Genomic DNA, 23,855 nt, shown 5'->3' on the forward strand with positions numbered 1-23,855 from the left:
AGGAAAACCAATTAGCCACCTTTAAAGGTGGCTAACATAGCAATAAAAAAGCGAGAAAAAGCCTCCTCGATAATTCATTATCGAGGAACTTATAGGCTTTTTCGAGTATAGCAACAAAAGGAGATAAAAAATGAAAGTTTTAATAACTGATAATATAAATGAATGTGTTAAAGATATAATAACATCTGTTGCTGATGCAGTATTTCTTCCTACAATGAGCGAAGAAGAACTTATAAAAGTTATAGGTGAATATGATGCTTTAATGGTAAGAAGTCAGACTAAAGTTACAAAAAATATTATAGAAGCTGGTAAAAATTTAAAAATAGTAGGACGGGCAGGTGTTGGAGTTGATAATATTGATGTAGAAGCTGCTACAGAAAAAGGTGTAATAGTTGTAAATTCTCCAGACGGAAATACTATAGCGGCATCTGAACATACTATAGCTTTGATGCTTGCAGTATCAAGAAATATTGTACCTGCTGTTGTTTCTACTAAAGAAGCTAAATGGAACAGAGATAAATTTACCGGAAATGAGCTTTTAGGTAAAACTTTAGGAGTTATGGGATTTGGAAGAATAGGAAGAAAAGTTGTAAATATTGCTTTAGCTATTGGAATGAAAGTTATAGTTTATGATCCTTTTGCAACTGAAGAAATTGTACAAAAAAGCGGAGCTGTTTATGAAACTTCTTTAGATGAGTTTTTGCCTAAATTAGATTATTTATCTCTTCATATACCTAAAACTCCTGAAACTAATAATATTATAAATAAAGATAATTTATGTAAAATGAAAAATACAGCAATAATTATTAACTGTTCAAGAGGCGGACTTGTTAATGAAGAAGATTTAAAAAATGCATTGGAAAACGGAACTATAGCTGCTGCTGCTATAGATGTTTTTGTAAATGAACCTAAAATAGAAACTTGTCCATTAATAGAATATAAAAAAGATAATTTGATACTTACTCCTCATCTTGGCGCTAGTACAAAAGAAGCTCAAATTAATGTTGCAATAGATGTGGCAAAACAGATAAAACAGGTATTATCCGGAGGATACACAGAATCAGCTGTTAATATACCTTCTCTTAATCCGGAGAAATTAGAACCAGTTAAAGATTATATGAAAATAGCTGAAAATGCTGGAGAAATGATAATGCAGCTTGCCAATGGTAAAATAAAATCGCTTGAAATAACAGCACAAGGAGATTTAATTAATTTAGATATTCAGCCGCTTGAAGTTGCAATATTAAAAGGTGCATTATCATATATGTTCCAAGATGTTAATTATGTAAATGCTCCTTATTTAGCTAAGCAAAGAGGAATAGAAGTAAAAACTATAAAATCAGAAGCTCCTTCCACTTTTACAGGAATACTTAAAGTAAAATTGATAACAGATAAAGATACAACAAGCGTATCAGTATCTCTAATAGCAAAAAATATTGCAAGAATAGTTAAGCTTAATGATTATGATGTTATAATAAAACCTCAGCCTCATATATTAGTTGTACCTCATATAAACCAGCCTGCTATGGTGGCTAAAGTTGCAACAGTTCTTTCTACAGATTCTATAAATATTGGTTCAATGAGTGTATCAGAAAATATAAAAGGAAGCAATATGTCTATAATGGCTATTAACGTTGATAGAGTTATAGGAAATGATGTTATAACTAAGATTTCAAATATAGATGGAGTACATGATCCTAAATATGTAAGACTTACAGCAGAATATACTTTATAATTATAGGATAAATAAAAATGAAATTAGCAGTTTTTGATTTTGATTCCACATTAATGGATGGTGAAACTCTTGACATCATTGCCAAAGAAACTAATTTTGCCAAAGAAATTGCAGATATTACAGCAATGGGAATGAGAGGAGAATTAGATTTTTTTGAAAGTCTGCAAATGAGGGTATCGCTTCTTAAAGGAATAAAATTAAAAACTGTTAATGAAATTTGCAATTCTCTTCCTGTAATGAATGGTGCAAAAGAAACCATAGAAGAGCTTCACAAAAGAGGATATAAATGTGTATGCTTTTCTGGAGGATTCAAAAATGCTACCATTCTATTTACTGAAAAACTTAATTTGGATGCTGAGTTCTCAAATATATTTCATACAAAAGATGATATTTTAACAGGAAAAGTCGGAGGTGAAATGATGTTTTCTGACAGCAAAGGAAAAATGTTATTGACTCTTCAAAAACTTTTAAATATATCTTATGATGATACTCTTGTTGTCGGAGATGGTGCCAATGATTTAAGCATGTTTAAATATGCCAAAAATAAAGCTGCATTCTGTGCTAAAGAAATACTCAAAAAAGAAGCTAGTATTATAATAGATAAAAAAGATTTAACTCTTATATTAGATAATATATAATAACTTATAATGATCATTTATCTTTATAATATTTACTATAATATTCATAACTTTTGATAACACGCTCTACATAATATTCTGTCTCTTCAATATCAATGAATCTTCCTATACGGTACATATTATTAGTTCCATATTCTTTTTTCCATCTTCTTCCGCGTCCTGAACCTGCATTGTAGCTTGCAGCAACTAATATGTAATTACTTGCTTTTTGACTGCTGAACAACCAAGCTAAATGTGAAACACCTAAATTGATATTCTGTTTAGGGTCTGTTAAATTTAAAGGCTTATATCTATATCTTGCCTTTCTATTCTCGGCAGCAGCTGTTGCAGGCATTAACTGCATAAGTCCCATAGCTCCAACCCAAGATCTAGCCTTAGGATCGAATAAACTCTCCTCACGCATTATAGCATATACAAATGCTGGCTCTATTTTATAATATTTAGCTTCAGGAACAACATATTTATCAAAATATCTAGGATAAACTCTTTTTCTGAGTTCATCCGGAAGTAAGTCTACATTATCATTGTATGGATAACCAAAATATTTACCTATCTTAGATGATACCTGTATTAACCTTTTTGTATTTTGTGAATCTATAAATATTTTCTCAGCAAAATAGAATAAAGGATAAGTTACCTGAGTCTTTTTAAATATTTTATCAAACTCTGTATATGCATTATCATAATCACCATAATAATATAAAACTATTGATTTGTTAACTTCTCTTCTAGTTTGAAGCGATAATTCATTAAACAATTCACTTTCTGTTTTTCCAGCATACATCTCTTTAACGAATTTATTTCTCATAAGTATATCTTTCGCCATAGACCTTGCTTCTTTTGCAACATCATCTTCTTTTCCAGTAGCAGCATAAGTTAAGAACTGTATATTATTAAGCATTTTCATGGCTCTGTCAAAATTAGAATTGTCATAATACTTTTTAGCTTCATTTAAATAATAATCATTGCTAAGCTCAACATTATGAACCATTTCATCATTTGCAAGGCTCAATGCCCCTTTTAGAAAATAGTGACTTTTGCTTGTAAGAAGAGTTTTCATTATATATTCATCTCTTCTTTCAGTATCTCCAAATTCTTCAGCAGTCCACATATTCCAAGACAATGCAAAATCATGTCTGAAAGTTTGGTATTTATCTTCTAAAGCTTTAGTAGCAAAATATGTCTCTGTTTTATTTTCCAATTTGAATGCTGATCTTAAATATGATTTTAATGCCAATTCTGTTTGACGGCTTTTCGGAAATCTTTTCAAAATATTAGTTAAATAAGTTTTTGCCTGAACTAAATTATTATTATTCAAACTAACTTTAACAAAATTATTATATATTCTTGGAACATAATCATCTTTTGGATATTCTTTCAAAAATGTATTATAAAGCTGCATTGATTTTTCAGAATTTTTTAATCTATTATAATTATCAGCTGAATAATAAAGTCCTAATCTTCTATGAGTTTTATTATTGTTATTGGCTAAATATTCATCAAATAATTTTGAAGCCTCTGCCCTATTTCCAGAAAGCTGATTAATTCTTGCCATATAATATGTAGAATTTGCCTTATGAGAATTATTATTATACAAATTTTCAAAATATTTTAATGATGACTTTCTATAGCCTGCATTATAAAGTTCCTCAGCTATCTTAAATTTCATATTATTATCAAGTTGCATAATTTCATTCGGATAATTATTATTATAATAAATAGCTGCTTCTCTATTTAAAAATTTGGTAAGAAGTTCATAAGCTATCATTTTCTTTTTATTGGTATCATCAGTATTTCTTAAAGCTCTTATTCCAACAAACTCCTTAATCCATTTTTGAGTATTCCCATTAAAAAAATTGCTTACAGGATAATCATCTCTATAAAATTCTGCAAGTGCTTTATACTGCTCTGCATAAGAGTACAATGATGAACGAGGATATTCTTTTATAAGTAAATCATATAAGCTTATGGCTTCATCATACATCTCTATAAGAAATGCACTTTTTGCTCCGTAATATATTACATAATCTTTTATAAGCAGATCTTCTTCTGTGCTTATTATATTTGTAAATTGATTATAAGCCTCTAAATATTTTCCTCTATTATGGAGCTCTAATGCTGTACCATAGTTAATTGCATTTTTAGATATAATATTTTCTTTTAATGATATATCTTCAGCTCCAAGCATAGAAGTCATTATTATAATTATCATTTCAAAAGTAATAGCAAATAATAAAACTCTCTTATTAAATATTTTAAAAATTTTTTTCTTCATTTATTCTCATTCCAAAACAATTTTTATATAGTAATTATTATTGTATTACTTTTTTGATTTTTTGCAAATAAATTTTACATTTTATTTACATTTTAAATATAATTATAAAAATAACTATATTTTAATCTTTATAATATTTACTATAATGTTCATAACTATTAATAACTTTCTCTACATAATATTCAGTTTCTTCAATATCAATAAATCTTCCTGTACGATACATGTTATTAGTTCCATATTCCGATTTCCACCTTTTTCCACGGCCTGAACCAGCATTATAGCTTGCAGCTACTATTATATAGTTACTTGCATTTTCATTTTTAAATAACCAGCTTAAATGTCCAATACCTATATTAATGTTTTGTTTTGGATCGGTTAAATCTAAAGGATCATATCTATATCTAGGATTTCTATTTTGCTCTGCAGCTGTTGCCGGCATTAACTGCATGAGTCCCATAGCTCCAACCCAAGATTTAGCTTTTGGATCAAATGTACTTTCCTCACGCATTATAGCATATACAAATAAAGGATCTATCTTATAATGTTTTGCCTCTTGTAGAACATATTCATCAAAATATCTTGGATAAACTCTCTTTCTAAATTCATCCGGAAGCAAGTCTACATTATTATTATAAGGATAATCAAAATACTTCCCTATATTAACAGATATTTGCATAAGCCTTTTAGTATTGCCTGAATCTTTAAAAATCTTTTCAGCAAAATAAAACAATGGATATGTTACTTTTTCTGATTTCTTAAATATTTTATCATATTCTGTATATGCATTATCATAATCTCCATAACAATATAATAATATAGATCTATCAACTTCATTGGTAGTTTGCAATGATAATTCATTAAATAGATCATAATCACTTTTATTAGAATATAATTCTTTTACAAATTCATTTTGCATAAGAATATCTTTAGCCATATCTCTAACTGATTTCATAAAATCATCTTCTTTTCCAGTAGCGATATAATTTAAAAATTGCACCTTATCAAGCATCTGCATAGACTTAGTATAATTTGAATCAGTATAATATTTTTTAGCCTCATCAAAATAATAAGTATTGCTGATTTCAACATTTTTTATCATTTCATCATTTGCTAAACTCAAAGCCCCATTAACAAAATAATGATTTTTACTTGTAAGAAGAGTCTTCATTATATATTCATCTCTTTTTTCAGTATCTCCAAATTCTGAAGCAGTCCACATATTCCAAGATAATGGAAAATCATGTCTAAACGTGGTATATCTTTTTTCTAATGCTTTAGTAGCAAAATATGTTTCTGTTTTATTTTGTAATTTAAAAGCTTTTCTTAAATATGATTTTAACGCTAATTCAGTTTGCCAGCTATTTGGAAATTTTTTCATAACATTAGTTAAATAAGTTTTTGCCTGAACTAAATTATCTTTATTCAAACTTGTATTAACAAAATTATTATATATCCTTGGAACATAATCATCTTTTGGATATTCTTTCAAAAAAGTGTTATATAATTCCATTGATTTAGTATTATTTGTCAATTTAGCATAATTACCAGCAGAATAATAAAGACTCATTTTTCTGTATGCTTTATTATTTGCATTAGATAAATATTCATCATAGAATTTAGCTGCTTCTTCTCTATTTCCCTCTGATTCATTTATCCTAGCAATATAATAAGTAGAATTTCCCTTATAGGAATTATTAGAGTATAAATATTGAAAATGTTTTAATGAAGATTTTTTAAATCCAGCATTATATAATACAGAAGCTACCTTATATTTTAAATTATTATCAAATAAAGATATTTCATCTTCATAATTATCATTATAATAAATAATAGCTTCACTGTTTGATAATTTAGTTATAAGTTCATAAGCTATCATCTTAGCTTTATTAGTATCATCAGTATTTCTTAATGCTCTTATTCCTACAAATTCTTTAATCCAATTTTGTTTCTTACTATTAAAAAAGTTACTAATAGGATAATCATCTCTATAAAACTCTGCCAATGCTTTATACTGCTCAGCATAAGGATATAATGGAGAATTTGCATATTCTTTCATTAATAAAGTATATAAATCTATAGCTTCATCATACATATTAGCATTTAAAGCACTTTTAGCACCATAATATATAATATAATCTTTTATAATTGAGTCTTCATCCCTATTGATTATATTTGTAAATTGTTTATATGCTTCTAAATACTTTTCTCTATTATGTAATTCTAATGCAGTACCATAATTAACTTTATTCTTTGAAGTTATTTTTTTCTTTAATGAAATATCTTGTGCTGTCAACATAGAAGCGATCACAGCAGCAATAATAGCAAAAGAAAAAAACAAAAGTAAAAATCTTTTATTAAAAATATTAGTAACTTTATTTCCCATTTACACAAAATCCAAATATAATTTTTAATATATAAATTTTATTTTATTATTTTTATAATTTTTTGCAAATTAATTCAATATATTAATCATAAAAAATAATGGTAATTTATCAATATTTTTGTATATTAACAATAAACAAATTATGGAGAAATATATAAAATGAATTTAACAGAATTAAGAGATAAACAAAAAAAATTTTTTAAAACTTCAAAAACGTTATCATATAGTTTTAGAATAGAGCAATTAAAAAAATTAAAAGCAATGATAATAAAATATGAAAAAGATTTGGTAGATGCTTTATATAAAGATATGCAGAAATCAGAATTTGAGGCTATAGCAACTGAATTATATATGGTAATGGAAGAAATTAATTTATTTATCAAGAATCTAAAAAAATGGATGCATAATAAGAAAGTAAAAAGAAATATGATAACTATAGATTCTCAAACAAATATAATAAATAAACCATTTGGTGTATCATTAATAATATCTCCTTGGAACTACCCTATACAATTGACGTTTCTTCCTCTTGTAGGAGCAATAGGCGCAGGAAATACAGTTATAATAGCACCTTCTCAGCTGACTCCTACTGTTTATGATGTCATATCAAATTCTATAAAAAATACATTTGATGAAGAATACATTTCTGTTATAGATAAAAATATCCCTCCTGAAAGCATAACAAAAATAGAATATGATAAAATATTTTTTACAGGCTCTCCTAGAGTTGGAAAAATTATAATGTCTAATGCATCAGAATTCCTTACTTCGGTAACATTAGAACTTGGAGGAAAATCCCCCGTTATAATTGGTGATGTCAATAATAATAACTTTAATAAGGCTGTAAAAAGAATTATATGGGGTAAATTTATAAACTCGGGACAAACATGCGTATCTCCAGATTATATACTTATTAGGGAAGATTTGAAAGATAAATTCTTAAATGCATTTAATAAAGAGATAAAATTATTTAATGATGAAAAAAAACTTCATAGAATAATAAATCAAAATCATTATAATAGATTAAAATCATATTTAAATGATGGAAAAATTATTTACGGCGGGGAATACGATGATAATAACTTGCACATTTCAATAACTTTAATAGAGCCTAAAGATTTGGAAACTAATATAATAAAAGACGAAATATTTGGAAGCATATTCCCTATACTTTATTATAAAACAAAAGAAGAAGCAAAAGAAATAATAGAAAAAATATGTCCTAATCCTCTTGCTATGTATATATTTTCTGAAAACATTGATTTTAATTATTATTTTATAGAAAAAATAAGTTATGGTGGATGTTCTGTAAATGATACCATAAGTCATATATTAAACCCTAATGCACCATTTGGCGGTGTTGGAAATAGCGGAATAGGACAGTATCATGGATATTATAGTTTTGAATGCTTTTCAAAAAAGACAACTATTTTAAATAAAGGATATGGTTTTGAAGTTGATACTAGATATCCTCCTTATGAAAAAAATATAAAATCATTAAAATTTTTATACAACCTTACAAAGAAATAAATACAATATCCAATAATAAAAAAGGCTTATATTGAATATAAATATAAGCCTTTTATTTTTATTATAATTTAATTATTAATTGCCCCAAACATCTGGTTCAAACTCTTTATTAACTCTATTATAATCTACAATATCAACTCCATTATAATAGAATTTCAAAATCTCTTTATAATCTTTTTTAACCTGAGCCATACCATAAGCACCCCATTGGCACATACCTACACCATGTCCGCTTCCTTTACCAGTAATTATAATACCATTATCAACTTTTTTAATAGTGAAATTAAGTGAAGGTACTAATCTAGGAGAAAGTGTACTTCTAAAATCTCTTGATGTAATATCGCTATTATCTATTTTAATATTTGTAGCTTTACCTGATTTAGGGTCAGTACTTATTCCTATAGATGATTTCTCAGTTGCATGTACAGAGTAGTTTGCCAAATCATTATTAAGTTCATTATAGCTTAAAGCATTTGTCCAAGGTTTAATTTGAGCATTACAATATGGACAAGATACTCCTTCCAAATATGGAACAGAAACACCAAATACATTTTGAGCACTATCTGTATGTCCGCCGCATAAAGCACTAAAGTATGTAGCTATAACTTTACCTTTATAAACAGCTATTTCATATCTTGTTCTGTCAACTGCCTGTTCAACAGCCCAATTCATTTTTTCTTTACCATTATAAACTTGATATTTTGTAGTATTATCAACATCAAAAGGAAGTTTATTAGCATTTTTTAATACGTGGAACATAGCATAAGTTCTAGCAGCTACTGCCTGAGCTTTTAAAGCTTCCATAGGCCAATCTGGAGACATCTCATGAGGCAATACACCTTTTACATAGTCTTCGATATTAATCTCATTAACTACTATCATAGTATCATTATATGGAATGAACATTAAAGAACCATAATATTCAACTCCATTCAAAGTGAATCCATCCTCTGTTTCAAATACTATACCCTCTTTATAAACTCCAACATCATTAACTTTTAATCCTAATCTGTTTTCAACAACCATAACTTTTTCATTAGTGAGACCGGAAATAATTTCACTTTCATACTTATAGTTGTAAGCTTTATAAGGACCTTTAATATTAATAGTATATGGTGCCTTTACATCGGTTAATTGTACTCTAATTATATTTTGATTTGCAAATGCATTTATACTATTTACTACCAACAATGCTAGCAATAAAAATAAATACTTTTTGACTCCCATAATTATAATGCCTCCTTGCAATATATAAACTTGTTCGTCAAAATTATCGGTAGTTAAAACAATTACTTTATTTATTTTAATTCTATTTCTTTTGATTCTTTGGTTTTCCAATCTATTTCAAATTTTTTCCAATTGTTTATATCAAATATATTATCTTTAACATAATAGTAATTATTAAAATTAAATGAATTACTTAATTGTCTATCAACTTGCCAAGAATCTATGCTAACTATATTGACTCCATTATTTTTAATTATTTTATCATTAAATGTATTTGAAGCATCTTTTATATGTTTAATTGATAAATAAGGTGTATCTGCTATAGTCATAAAGTTAGTATCAATTTTGATATTTCCATTACTATTAAAGTCTTTAAGCATTAGTAAAGCATTAATACTGGTTACAAAAGATAAATTATTAGAATTAAAATAACGATTGTTTACAAATGCTCCATGATCTGAAACAACTATTATTTTTGTATTATCATAAACATTATTATCTTTTAAATATCTTATAATTTTTATTAAAGAATTAATAGCAGCAACATTAGCATAAAAGAATCTAGTACTCATTTCATTCCCATATATTTCTAAATCTTTAATATCAACATCTTCAAGAATTGTATGAGGTAAAAAATCTTTAGCAAAATAATATGGTTCATGTGTAGTTAGATTATATATCATGTTATAATAATTGCCGTTTTCTCTAATATTCATCAAAGAATATATAGAATCTAAAATACTATAATATCTTATACTTGAATTAAATCTCATAAAAGATGAACTTGTTAAAAACCATCCTGTATTAGCATAAAAATCATATCTTAGATTAATAGGCATCATTCTAAATAAAGAGAATCTTATAGCTTTATTTTTTTGATCTGTTTCCACCGTTTTTTCAAAATTATAATTTGTTCCTCCAAAATAAATATTTAAACCATAATTTTGAATAGAATCTGATAGATAAGCATGAATATTAGTATATTTTTCAAATATACTTAAATCTGGAGTATCTGAAAAATTAGCATAAGCAGGATCCAATAAAATAGATTCATATCCATATTTGTTTAATAATAATGGTACAGTAAGTAAAGCTTCATTTTGTTTTTCTTTTAAAAGATATTTTCCATTTGTACTTAATTCATAAGGAAGATAATCATATCCACCATATAAAGATGCTGAAGTTATAGTTGATTGGCTAAAAGAAACTGTGTTAGGATATATTGTAAATCCGTCTAATTCTTTTTTATACTCTGTAAATCTTTCAAAAGCATCCATCCAATATGATGGTATTGCTTTATCTAAAAACAAAACTATTATATTATTACCTGTCTTTGATAAATTAAATATTTTAATATTTGATAATTGTTTTGAATTTTTTTTAATATCTTTAAGTTTAATATGAGAGTTATATATATTTGAGATATTTAATAATGAAATTATAAGTAATACAGCCAATACAATACAATTTATATTAATAAGAAATATACTTTTATTAAATCTTAAAATAAAAATTAAAACTAAACTAAATATAATTGTCAATGAAAAATTTAAGAATAACTCTTTAAAAGAAAATTTTAATAAATCTGCATTATCAAACAAAAATTCATTAGTTATATTAATATAATTTCCAGTCATTATAAAAGTATTTATAATAACAAATATTGTAAAAAACAATGCTATTAATGTTAAATAATTTTTAATTTTTTCTGAAAATAAAATATAAATAAAAATAGGATAAAATAAAAACAATCCAACACTCATAGAAAAATTATTTATAATCAAATAAAAAGGTGATGAAAATTCTTGTGGAGAATCTGATATAATTGATGATAATATAAAAAGTCCTGATAGTACAGTAATAGCTAAACAAGAAGATATCATTAATTTATATCTATTCTTTTCAAAAGATTCTTTTAAATAAATTTTATTAAATATAAATTTATATATATATGGAATATTAACCATTATAGCTATAAACATTAAAAATAAATATATATTAATTGAGTAATTCCTAAGAGAAAGCTTATAATATATAATAATATCATCTCTTATATTATCTACTTTATCCTTTAAACTTAAAGTAGATGTTATTGTGCTATCTCCAAAATATTCAATATTAATTATATTATCATCTATTTTATTTTTATTTCCTACAAAAGAAAAAATATCACTAGTAATAAAAATCTTACTATAATATTTTACTTTAGCACTATAAAAATATCCATTCCTATCATTTATAAATTCAAAATCTGATAGATATCCTTTTCTTTCTATACCAGATAAAGAAATTAATAATATGAATAAAACTGAAACAATAATGAAAAATATATTATAACTTTTTAATAGTTTATATTTATTAACTACAAATACATTATAAAGTTTATATTCTATAACAATATTTTTAATTAATGAAAATAAGCAATTAATAGTCCAATAAAATAAAAGTCCAGATGGAGAATTATATAGTAATATCAAAAATATAAATGATACTATGTATAATGGCAAACTCTCTTTAAATTTTAATTTTTTTGCATAAACAAATCCAGCAAGCAAACTAAATAAAGTCATTAAAAACGGCAATAAATTTATACTAATATTTCCAATATGAATTAAAGCATCTGGTTTTGATAGATCTTTAATAAATAAAAAATTAATTCCATTTAATGATGATAAACTATGAATAAAATTATATGCAGCAATAAAAAAAGGTATCTGTATTAAAAGCCCTAAAGTACCTCTAAAAGCATATATTGTTTTATAACCATTAATTCTCTGACAAGTTCTAATTAATAAATATCTTTGATCGCCTTTATATACAGATTTGATATTATCTATCATAGGTTTCATCTTATCTTGAATAGCTCTTTCTTTAGCCTGCCAAGATTCAGCTATATTATATAATGGAAGAGATAAAAAATTTATACATAAACTGAGTAAAAATAAACTTACACCATAACTAGACTGAAATACACTATTAAATAAATAGAATAATATTTCTATTATAAATTCTATAGGATATATTAAAATATTATAGAGGATATCAAAAAACATCATAATACTCCCAAGAAATTAGATTCTTTAAGTTTATGATTTTTTTGATAAACAAATGATATGTTTTTTCTATATAGTAAAATATAAAAGTTATGGACTGTTGACTGTTGACTGTTGACTGTTGACTGTTGACTGTTGACTGTTGACTGTTGACTGTTGACCATATATTCTCCTACATTAAGTGTATTATATATTATAAAAATGTCAATAAAATAATTTTTAGTTTTAAATTTCTAAAATACTGATATAAACTAAAAATATTGATTTATCTTATGAGATATAATATTTTCATAATTGACAAAAATAAAATTACATATATACTTATTTTTAAATTAATTGAGAGTATTTATGCCTAGCACCACAAATTATTATGCTAAGAGAACTATATTAAATTTTATGGGTAAATTACATTGAAAAAATTTAATTTTAAAAAATGGATAACATTTTCTATATTAGTACTAGGTGCTGGTACATTTACTAAAACTGCTTATTTAAAAGATGCCTTTTACATTCCAATGCAAGAATATATGAATGTAACACATACCCAAATAGGTCTTGCAATGTCTGTATATGGTTTAGTACAAGCCTTTGGAAATTCATTATCAATTTATATATCGGATAGATTTTCAAAAAAAATTTTAGTACCATTTGGACTTTTAGGTGTAGCAATAACAGGCTTTTATCTTACAACATTTCCAAACTATTTAGGAATACTAATATCTTGGGGACTTTTTTCTTTATTTGCTGAAGTCATATCTTGGCCTGTAATCCTAAAATCTATTAGATTATTAGGAAGAGATAATGAGCAAGGAAGATTATTTAGCTTTTTAGAACTTGGAAGAGGAATAGTAGATGTTTCTGTGGCTTTTATAGGACTCAGAATATTTATATTTCTAGGTTCAAATGCATTGGCATTAAGAAGTACTATAATGTTTTTTTCAATAACAGTTATGATAGCTGGTATTGTTTCATATTTCCTATTAGAAAATGATACAATAAAACTTGAAGATGAACATGGTAATAAAATATCTAAAGATAGAGCCGTATTCAATGGCATTATAAAAGCATTAAAAAGCAAAGAAATATGGCTCGCTTCTTTAACTATATTCTCTGTATATTCTGTATATTGTGGTATAACATACTTTATACCATTTTTAAAAGATATATATGGAGTACCAGTAGAATTATTAGGTTATTATGGAATAATAAATCAATATGGATTAAAAATAATAGGAAGTCCTCTTGGAGGTATATGTTCTGATAAACTTTTTAAATCTCCAACTAAATATATAAGATTGGCATTTATACTATCTGCAATTACAATAATAATTTTTATTTTACTTCCTCATGAATATATGAATAAATACTTCTATGTAGGTATGATATTAACATTAAGTTATGGAATAATAATATTTTCAATGAGAGCTATATATTTTGCTCCAATAAATGAAATAAATGTACCAAAAGAAATAACAGGTACAGCCATGTCAATTGCATGTATGATAGGATATTTCCCAAGAAGTTTCATATATACTTTATATGGATATATACTAGATAAGAATCAGGGTATGAGAGGATATACTCTTATATTCGTAATAATGGCATGCTTTTCTATACTTGGAATAATAATATCAAATATTTTATTAAGACAAATAAAAAGAAATAATATGAATTAATATTTTAATACTTCTTCTATTTTTTCTAATAAATCACTATCATTATCACATAATTTAATTATGTCTTCTTTAGTCATTATACCTTCCAATATAGCATCTTTGGCAGAATCTATTTCTACTATTATATTAGGAATTTTAGTTAAATATAAAGGATAATCATCTATCAAACTATAAACTATATCCTCCCAAAATTCTTCATCTTTAGCAAATGGCAATTTTTCTGATACGGCTTTAGCCATATCTCCAACTAAATACATCATTCCTGTATCACCATATCCAGAAGTAGATTTTCTCAATATTTTTATAACTCTATCATCTGAATCTCTTGATAAATATCCGTCCTCCTCACCCTTTACAATTTGTTTTGACACTATCTGTGATACATTAGGTTTTATATATGGAAAAACATTTTCTCTTATATAAATATCTCCATTAATAATTAAGGCATCATCAAGTATATCTCTAACCAAATTGAGAGAACTGCTGCTATTCTTTTTATCATATACATCAGATACAACCTTTTTCAAATTATATTTTTCCACATACATATCAAAAGCTTCATTCATGTATCCCGTAACTATTGTAATATCATGTATATTATTTGAATGAAAAAATTCAATATTTCTTTCAAGAAGTGTTTTTCCATTTACTTTAAATAAAGGCTTTGGCTCTTTTAAAGTAAATGGATAAAGTCTAGTGCCTTTTCCGGCTGCAAGTATTATTCCTCTCATAACAAATTAATTTCCTATATATATTTAATGTTTTTCAAATATTCTTCCAAAACTGCTAAAAAATTAGATATATCATTCTTATCTATAGCTCCAATATTAGCTACCCTAAAAGTATTATAACTAGATACTTTTCCAGGATAAATTGTAAACCCTCTTTCATATAAATAATCATGCATAGCGTCAAAATTATATTCTTTGCATTCTGGTTCAAATATAGCTGTTATAATTTTTGACTGACATTCATAATCTAATAAAAGTTTTAAATTTAATTTTTTTAATCCTGATATCAATGTTTCAAAAGATTCTGTATATCTCTTATTTCTTCCTTCTATAGTTTCTTCTTTTGTTTCTATAATGGCCTGCTTCAATGCATACAATGTCTGTACTGGCGGAGTAAATCTAGTTTGTTTAGTTTTAATAAAATTAGCGTATTGTGCGTACAAATCTAAATAATAACTTTTTGATTTTATATTTTTTAATTTTTCTAATGAAACTTTATTGCATATTATAAAAACAACTCCAGCCATACCTTGAATATTTTTATTAGAACTAGCAATCAAAAAATGTATATTCATTTTTTCCATATCTATAGGTATAGCAGCATAAGAACTTATAGCATCAACAACAAATTCAATATTATATTTTTTAGCTAATAAACCAATACGTTCTATATCATTTATAAGTCCTGTACCTGTTTCATTATGAACCGCACATATATAATCAAATTTATTATTTTTAATAACCTCTTCCAATTTATTATAGTTTATAGGTTTTATTAAATCGCTTTCATAATTATAAAAGTCGGCATCGTAAGTAGATAATATTTCTATCATTCTCTTACTATAAGAACCATTATTTATTACTAGAATTTTTTTACCATTGCATATAGATGATAGAACTGCTTCAACTCCAGCTGTACCCGACCCCCCAAATAGAACTGTAGTATAATCTTTATTATTAGCCGCAAAGTTAGTAAGCTCTTCTGTAATGAACTCCATAACTTCACCGAATTCTTTTTCTCTAGGGCAAATATCACTTACAACTTGAGCCATTTTTACTGTGTCTGTAGTAGTGGCTGGACCTGGATTTAATAATATATTTCTTTTTATATTCATAATTCTATTCTCCAATAATTATTCTTCTGGTATTAAAGTAAGTATATCTTTTATAGACATACACATATCATCAGCTTCTTTTGCTCTTCTATTATAAAGAATAGTTTCTGCTGTTTTTTTCATAGCAGGAAAAGCACTCCTTGTAAGCTGATTAGCATATATAACTATATTAACGCCTATATCGGCAAATTCATCTTCAGTAACAGTATTAAAAGTAGTAGGTACAACAACTAAATAACTCTTCTCATTTTTTTCTCTAAATTTAGAACAAAATTCAAATATTTCATCAGGCTCTTTTCTCCTCGAATGAATCATTATTCCATCAGCACCAGCTTCTGAATAAGCAAATGCTCTTTTTAAAGCATCATCCATTCCCTGTTCTAATATAAGACTTTCAATTCTTGCAATTATCATAAAATCTTTTGTTTTAAGTACCTGTTTACCAGCACTAATCTTATTGCAAAAATTTTCTATAGTGTCCTGATGCTGCTCCACTTCTGTACCAAAAAGAGAATTTTTCTTTAACCCTATCTTATCCTCTATAATAACAGCAGAAACTCCTATACGTTCTAAAGTTTTAACATTGTATACAAAATGTTCTATAAGTCCGCCTGTGTCAGCATCCAATATTATAGGCTTAGTTGTAACTTCCATTATTTCATCAATAGTTTGAAGCCTCGAAGATAAATCAACTAATTCTATATCCGGTTTTCCTCTCGATGTAGAATCACATAAACTAGAAACCCACATTCCATCAAATTGATAGTACTTACCATCTTTTACAACTGTTGTTTTTTCTGCTATTAATCCTGTTAAACCATTATGAGCTTCTATAATTGAGACAACTGGTTTATAAGAAAGTATTTTTTTTAATCTTCCTCTTCTAACTTCAGGTATGGATAAATATTCTGCAGATTTAAACTCTAAAACACTAAATTCTCTATCTGTTGAAAAAGGATATTCTATCAATTTACCGCCAATCTTTTTTAAAGTTTTTAATGTATCTTCTCTAATATATTTTAAGCTATCATATCTCCACTCATCACCATGAACTACATAATCCGGCTTTATTTTTATTAAATTATCAGTATAGCTTAAAGTTTTCTGCTCTATAGTTTCATCAACATATTTTATATTCTTTATAATCTCATATCTATGCACATAATCAAGTACAGGATATCTCTTAAAACTTGCAACTGCCTGATCGCTCATTACACCAACTATAACTTTTCCTAATTCCTTTGCTCTTTTTAATATTCTTATATGTCCGCCATGTATTATATCTGTACTGAACGCTAAATAAACTATCTTTTCATCTTTAAAATAATTATTTATATATTCTTTCTTTTTTGCATCACCATCAAATATCAAACAAATTTCATTACTGTTATCTATTAATTTTATATCATATGATTCAAATATTTTATCTAAATTATTTATATTTTGAAGTTTATTAATTTTTACTATAGGGAAATAATTAAATAATTTTTCCAACACATTTTTATCAACACTTTTTAATATATTATTATCATCTATAGTTATACCTGAAAAAGACTCATAAGTGTTTATCACTGATGAATTACTATTTAATTCTAATATATCATTTAAAATAGCCTCTGAAAATACACTATCCCCATTTATTATTATAACATCATCTTCTAAATTTTTATTAAAATCATTTATTATAGTATAATTAAAATCATAATCTTTTTTATATTTTTCTATATTGTCAGTATTATATAAAAAATATAAATCTTTAATTCCAAACTTGGTTAATAATCTTAATTGTCTGCTTAATAAATCTTCGTCATTATTAATTATAAAAGAATAGAAATTAGATTTTAAAATAAGAGCCTTCATAAATTTATCCTATATACAAATTACCTTAAAAACTTAATGAAATTATTTTTATTATCCAATGGACTTATATTAGGTCTCATTAAATCTTTTCTTGAAAATATTGAAACTTTTATTTCTATAAATGTTAATACATTAGTTAATCTTTTTAATACATTATCCAATTCTTCCAAGCTATTAACACTTTTAACAAATTCATACCCCATATTTTTGGCAATCTCTATCAAATTTATTTTATCTACTACTGTAGGCATTCCTCCAACTGATTCATGCGCCTCATTATTTAAAACTATATGAATAAAATTATTAGGTTTTCTGCTGCCTATTATAGCTAAAGCTCCTAAATGCATAAGTAAAGCTCCGTCTCCATCTAAACACCAAATTCTTCTGTCTTTTTTTTGCAATGCTATTGAAAATGCTATCATAGAACTATGTCCCATAGAACCTACTGTTAAAAAATCTTTTTCATGACCTAATTTATTATTTTCTCTAATTTCAAATAATTCTCTTGAAATTTTACCTGTAGTTGATACAATAATATCATCTTTTGAGTATTCAACTATTTTCTCTATAGCTTTTTCTCTAATTAAATCATTATTATTTTTATAATCAAATAATTTTTCTTTCTCAAAAACTCCATCTCTAATAACAAATGCTGCCTGCCTTCCATTATCCAATATCGATTTAAACTTATTCAATGCATCTTTTAGTATATCATAATTAACTTCACTATCTAATACAACATATTCTATATTTAAATCTTCCAATAATTTTAATGTTATCTCGCCTTGAAATGCATGCTGAGGCTCATCTTTAACATTAGGCTCCCCTCTCCATCCTATAATAAATAATACTGGTATTGAATATATCTTTTCATTAATAAGAGATGCAGTAGGATTAACAATATTTCCAATTCCGCTATTTTGCAAATATACACATGGATAATTTCCTGTGGCTAAATTATATCCTGCTGCTATTGCTACGGCATTACCTTCATTGGCAGCTATTATATGAGAATCTGATATAGAATATTCTTCCATTAATTTATCACAGAAACTTTGCAGTTTAGAATCAGGAACTCCTGTAAAAAAATTAATATTATATTCATTTAATAACTTTAAAAAATTATATGCTTTAATCATTATAAATAATTCCTCAAATAGATTCTAGATATGACTTTAAAACAATAGCTCCCCTTCTTCCAGCTTCTCCTCTATACATATAAGCTTCATCTTTTACTTTTAAAATATTTTCTTTTAATCTGTCATTATTAATTGTATCTTCAACTATTGCAGAAATATTTGAAAAATTATTTTCATCTATAGAAACAGAAATATTTGGCAACGTTTTTAAAGTCCAAGTTTCATCTTTTAATTCTATAGCATCATATCCTCTTTTATCAAAAGTAAAACTAGGTATAATAGTAGGTTTTTCAAAAAGAAAAGCATAGTCAAATATCACGCCTGAAAAATCAGACAGCATAACATCTGCTTTTGACAAAGAATAAATATTATCTCTGTTAGAATCCCATTCTAAATCACTATTATCCTTATATTTATTTTTTAATTTTTCTATTATATCTTTTTCTACTATTAATGATTGAGGATGCGGGCGAACTATAATATGATATCCGTTATTCAATATAGGGTCTATTAATTTATCACCAAATCTTGTTAAAAGTCCATTCATACCCCAAGAAGGTGCTATTAAAACAGTTCTTTTATTACTTTTATTTTCAATAGATTTTAAAGCCTCTTCTTTTTTCTTATTAAGTTCATCCAAATAAGTGCTTCCAATAATTTCTAAATCTTTTACTTTAGTTCCTCTAGTATTTTCTAATTCTCTAATATCTGGAACCTGATTTTCTCCACTCAAAAGTACAGCATCAAAAAAATCTAAAGAATATAAACAGTACAATGCTGCTTCACTAGGAGCATGAAATATATGTACATACTTTTTTACTCCTTTAGAACGTTTTAATTGGAAAACATCTAAATTAGGTGTTGTCATTAAGCAAATATCTGCTTCTATAAAATTTAATTTTGCATAAGCCTTATTACCTACACCTATAAACTCACTATGAAGTAAATCATTTTTTATTTCAAATATTGGATCATCTTCACTTGAGCTGTAATATATTACTGGTATTTCTAATTTTATCAATTCTTCTATTATAGGTTTAAATACATTATAATATCTTTTATCCTCACCATAAATTATTATTCTAGCTTTTTTACTAGCTTCTGTTTCTATAGATTTATTTTTAGAAAAAGACATAGTTTTCAATTTTATTATTAAAGCTTTAGATAAAAAGAAAAGTGTTCCTATAATGCCAAAAAGAGCAGAAAAAAGCAAACTTCCTGTACCTGGATCTATATATCCAAATACATTAGATTGAAAAATAATAAATAATACCAATATTGATAAAATCATTAAATAATCCCTTAAAATATAATATATTATATTTTACATTAATTTTAATATAAAATCAATTAAAATGTAACTTAAGTATTTTTAATCTATCCCATATATACTCACTAAAAAATAATTATACTTATACTGCTAAGCTTATAAAAATCAAATTTAATTATTATCTCTAATATTTAATTCCTTTACTTTTTTACTAGACCAATCAATATTAAATTTTTTCCAATTATTTGTATCAAATATATTATCTTTAACATAATAATAATTATTGAAATGATATCTTTTTTCATAGAAATTAAAATTAAGATCATTCAATTCAAGCATATAAACACCATTTGTTTTGAGATCACTTGTTATATTCTTTTTTGTAAATGGATTAATAGCATTTCTTATGTGATTAACAGTTAGATATGGAGTATCAGCTACTGTCATAAAATTACTACTCATAATTAACTCACCGTTACTGTTAAAATCTTTATACAATAAAATAGAATTATAAGTATTTATAAATTTAATATCCCCATAAAAATCTTCCGTATTATGAGACACAAAATACCCATGATCCGAAACCAGTATGATTTTTGTATTATCATAAACATTATTTTCTTTAAGATAATTTATAAAATTTATTATAAGCTTTATTGCCGCTACATTAGCATAATATACCCTAGAACTAACATTATCACCAAATACTGTTAAATCATAAGTATTGGGTATAGATTGATTAAGCTGAGGCATATAATTAGAATCAAAATAATCTATATTATGTGTGGTTAAATTTTCCATTATATTATAATAATTACCATTATCATTAAAATTGATATTATTTGTTACAGATGATAATTCTATATATGGAATTATAGTACCATTTATAAAGAACTTAAATGGATAAAACCAATCACCATTTGAATAAAAATAATGTCTAAAAATAATTGGAAGAGCCTTAAATATGGAAAATCTTATAAATATATCTTTATAAGATTCTGAATACAATTTTTTACCATCCGACACAGATGATAAATAATTATTTAATTCTTTTTCTATATTAAAACTGTTAAATGCTTTTATATTTTCATTAGTATTAAATATAGATAAATCTCCTGATATATTAGCATAAGGAGGAGCTATACTAACTGAACTATATCCATATTCTTTTAATAAAAGAGGAATCATTAATAAAGCTTCATTTTGTACATTAGTTATATTATAAGTTCCATTTGTACTTATATCATATGGCATATATTCATATCCGCCATATAAGGCAGGAGTTCCAGTTATTGTATTTGCACCAGGTGAAACAGTATTAGTATAGAATATAAAACCATCCATAGCTTTTCTGAACTCTTCATTTCTTTTAAAAGCTGTATTCCAACTAGATGAAGTTGCAGCATCCAAAAGAAATACAAATACATTAGTACCATTTCTGGAAATATTTAAATATTTATTATCTAAACTAATATCATTTGTATTTATTGTATTAAAAATATCCAATTCTTTTCTAATATAATTGAAATTATATATGGAAACAATAATTAGAACTATTGATATTAGCATATATATATTCGATAAAAAATTATATTTTAATTTGTTTATCAAAAAAAGTACTAATACAATAGATAAAATAATTAAAAATATGTTTAGTATGTTCTGATTTAGGCTTGATAATAATAAGTCTGGATTATTGAAAACAAAATCAGTATTGATAAAACCATAATCACCAGCCATAATAAATACATTTACAATACTTATCGGCACTAAAATATACATAATAAAAGATACTAATTGCTTAATTTTATCATCAAATAAAAAATATATAAAAATAGGATATACAAAAAATATACCAATAGCTTTGAATAAATTATCAAATATTATATCGATTGGATTTTTAAACTCTGTTGGAGAAGAATGCACTAGTGAAGAAGATATAAAAAGGCCAATCAAAATACTTATAGAAATACATGATAAAATTAATAATTTTCTAGTATTAAAATCATCTGATATTTTCAATTTAAAAATAGAAATTGATTTATATAAAATAAATAATAAAAATGGTAATGTCAATACTATTATAAAAAGATATATCCGTGGTCTGACATTAAGCGTATAAATAGCATCGACACGAAAATCATTTTCTATTAATTTATCATATAAAAAACTACCGTTATTAACTATACCATTTATACCATTAGAATTTATTTTAACAATCTTATCTATTTGGTAAATATCTGTATTTGTAAAAATCTTGCTAGTTGTTTTTATTTTTAATGTATAAAAATATTCTTTATCATTTGCTTTACGATATATAGAAAAATCATCTATATATCCTTTATGACCTATTTTACCAAGTATAATAAATATAATTAATATAACATAAACAACAATAGAAAAATTAATATATATTTTTTTAAGAGATTTATTTAAATTTAATTTATATTTAATGAATATATTTTTTAATAGAGAAAATAAGCTATTTAAAGTCCAATAATATACAAACACAGCATTGGAATTATAAAGAAAAACTAGAAAAAAAACATTAATTGCAATTAAAGGTATTCTTTCTTTTAAGGTTAATTTATCATTATAAAAAAAGCTTGAAATCATACTAAATGTAAACATTAAAAAAGGCAACAGATTAATCGTAACATTTCCTATTTTTAAAAATTCATCGGGTTTATATAGAGGAATTACTTTAAATAAATAATCCAAGCTCTCAGGATTTATAGTATCAATAAAATTATAAGCTGCTATAAATATAGGTATTTGTATAAGCAATCCAAAAGTTCCTCTAAAAGCATATATCGTTTTATAGCCATTTATTTTTTGACATGCTCTTATAAGTAAATATTGCTGATCACCTTTATATACAGCTTTGATATTATTTATCATGGGTTTCATTTTATCTTGAATTTTTTTTTCTTCATTTTGCAATTTTTCTGCTATATTATAAATTGGCAAAAGTATAATATTTATTATTATATTCAAGTATAATATGGCAAGTGAATATAAAATATCTGCTTTAAATTTTATAAAATAAAATATTATTTCTATTAAAAATTGAAAAGGATATATTGTAATATTATAGAGAACATCAAAAAACATCACAATACCTCCAAATTACTTTTTTGGAGTTTGTAATATTTTTTACATGATGAGATAATATCTCTAAATCTGTTTGCTGTTTGCTGTTTGCTGTTTGCTGTTTGCTGTT

Annotated in this window: 14 protein-coding genes; 4 read left to right on the forward strand and 10 right to left on the reverse strand. The window is 25.2% G+C overall.

What is annotated here, in order from left to right; all coding sequences use genetic code 11:
- Positions 1-130 precede the first annotated feature (130 nt).
- Together serA and serB are read left to right on the forward strand one after the other, a co-directional pair.
- A complete protein-coding gene (gene serA, locus T324_RS0100490) occupies positions 131-1,735 on the forward strand; it encodes a phosphoglycerate dehydrogenase (RefSeq protein ID WP_028328479.1) in 1,605 nt (534 codons plus the stop codon).
- Between the two features lie 17 nt (positions 1,736-1,752).
- Positions 1,753-2,373, forward strand: coding sequence for a phosphoserine phosphatase SerB (serB, locus tag T324_RS0100495; RefSeq protein WP_028328480.1), 621 nt, complete (start codon positions 1,753-1,755; stop codon positions 2,371-2,373).
- A gap of 13 nt (positions 2,374-2,386) precedes the next feature.
- Here serB and T324_RS0100500 read toward each other — a convergent pair whose 3' ends face one another.
- Positions 2,387-4,648, reverse strand: coding sequence for a lytic transglycosylase domain-containing protein (locus T324_RS0100500; RefSeq protein ID WP_028328481.1), 2,262 nt, complete (start codon positions 4,646-4,648; stop codon positions 2,387-2,389).
- Positions 4,649-4,769: 121 nt separating this feature from the next.
- A complete protein-coding gene (locus T324_RS0100505) occupies positions 4,770-7,031 on the reverse strand; it encodes a lytic transglycosylase domain-containing protein (RefSeq protein ID WP_028328482.1) in 2,262 nt (753 codons plus the stop codon).
- Positions 7,032-7,190: 159 nt separating this feature from the next.
- Between T324_RS0100505 and T324_RS0100510 the strand changes: the two genes are divergently transcribed.
- Complete coding sequence (locus tag T324_RS0100510; RefSeq protein WP_028328483.1) at positions 7,191-8,561, forward strand: aldehyde dehydrogenase family protein; 1,371 nt, start codon at positions 7,191-7,193, stop codon at positions 8,559-8,561.
- A 75-nt stretch (positions 8,562-8,636) separates the two neighbouring features.
- On the opposite strand, the gene T324_RS0100515 is transcribed toward T324_RS0100510, so the two are convergent.
- On the reverse strand, positions 8,637-9,788 hold the full coding sequence (locus T324_RS0100515; RefSeq protein ID WP_028328484.1) for a SpoIID/LytB domain-containing protein: 1,152 nt from the start codon (positions 9,786-9,788) through the stop codon (positions 8,637-8,639).
- Between the two features lie 71 nt (positions 9,789-9,859).
- Positions 9,860-12,844 (reverse strand): YidC/Oxa1 family membrane protein insertase, encoded by a 2,985-nt coding sequence (locus T324_RS0100520; protein ID WP_051436758.1) that lies wholly within the window; start codon positions 12,842-12,844, stop codon positions 9,860-9,862.
- Positions 12,845-13,251: 407 nt separating this feature from the next.
- On the opposite strand from T324_RS0100520, the gene T324_RS0100530 reads away from it, so the two are divergent.
- On the forward strand, positions 13,252-14,517 hold the full coding sequence (locus tag T324_RS0100530; RefSeq protein ID WP_028328486.1) for an MFS transporter: 1,266 nt from the start codon (positions 13,252-13,254) through the stop codon (positions 14,515-14,517).
- Here the strand turns inward: T324_RS0100530 and T324_RS0100535 are convergent.
- The 6 genes from T324_RS0100535 to T324_RS0100560 form a co-directional block, all read right to left on the reverse strand.
- Positions 14,514-15,248: a sugar phosphate nucleotidyltransferase gene (locus T324_RS0100535; RefSeq protein ID WP_028328487.1), complete on the reverse strand. Its 735-nt coding sequence runs from the start codon at positions 15,246-15,248 to the stop codon at positions 14,514-14,516. The genes T324_RS0100530 and T324_RS0100535 overlap by 4 nt on opposite strands.
- Positions 15,249-15,262: 14 nt before the next feature.
- Entirely contained in the window at positions 15,263-16,363 is a 1,101-nt protein-coding gene (locus T324_RS0100540; RefSeq protein WP_028328488.1) for a 2-aminoethylphosphonate aminotransferase, read from the reverse strand.
- A gap of 18 nt (positions 16,364-16,381) precedes the next feature.
- Positions 16,382-18,223 (reverse strand): phosphoenolpyruvate mutase, encoded by a 1,842-nt coding sequence (aepX, locus tag T324_RS0100545; protein ID WP_211232571.1) that lies wholly within the window; start codon positions 18,221-18,223, stop codon positions 16,382-16,384.
- Between the two features lie 20 nt (positions 18,224-18,243).
- On the reverse strand, positions 18,244-19,362 hold the full coding sequence (gene aepY / locus T324_RS0100550) for a phosphonopyruvate decarboxylase (protein WP_156920127.1): 1,119 nt from the start codon (positions 19,360-19,362) through the stop codon (positions 18,244-18,246).
- Between the two features lie 13 nt (positions 19,363-19,375).
- Positions 19,376-20,653, reverse strand: a complete 1,278-nt coding sequence (locus T324_RS0100555; protein WP_028328491.1) for a CDP-glycerol glycerophosphotransferase family protein — start codon at positions 20,651-20,653, stop codon at positions 19,376-19,378.
- A 150-nt stretch (positions 20,654-20,803) separates the two neighbouring features.
- Positions 20,804-23,746: a YidC/Oxa1 family membrane protein insertase gene (locus T324_RS0100560; RefSeq protein ID WP_038374909.1), complete on the reverse strand. Its 2,943-nt coding sequence runs from the start codon at positions 23,744-23,746 to the stop codon at positions 20,804-20,806.
- Positions 23,747-23,855: the final 109 nt, after the last annotated feature.

The sequence above is a fragment of the Brachyspira alvinipulli ATCC 51933 genome, from assembly GCF_000518245.1.
Classification (GTDB): Bacteria; Spirochaetota; Brachyspiria; order Brachyspirales; family Brachyspiraceae; genus Brachyspira; species Brachyspira alvinipulli.